Origin of the sequence: Oribacterium sp. oral taxon 078 str. F0263 (assembly GCF_000469565.1) — a bacterium.
Taxonomy (GTDB): domain Bacteria; phylum Bacillota; class Clostridia; order Lachnospirales; family Lachnospiraceae; genus Oribacterium.
Window position 1 is genome coordinate 48,845 of the sequence record NZ_KI273129.1, and the last position, 234, is coordinate 49,078.

Below are 234 nucleotides of genomic sequence, written 5' to 3' on the forward strand. Positions count from 1 at the left end.
TTTCAATCCACGCTCCCCTCGCGGGGAGCGACCTGCATCCTGAAGGATGATACCGCGGGAGGAAAGATTTCAATCCACGCTCCCCTCGCGGGGAGCGACCCGCCTATGATATCCGTGGCCTGACGATAGAGTTTGATTTCAATCCACGCTCCCCTCGCGGGGAGCGACCGGAGATCATGAAGCTCTCCGGCGTAATCAGCTCATTTCAATCCACGCTCCCCTCGCGGGGAGCGA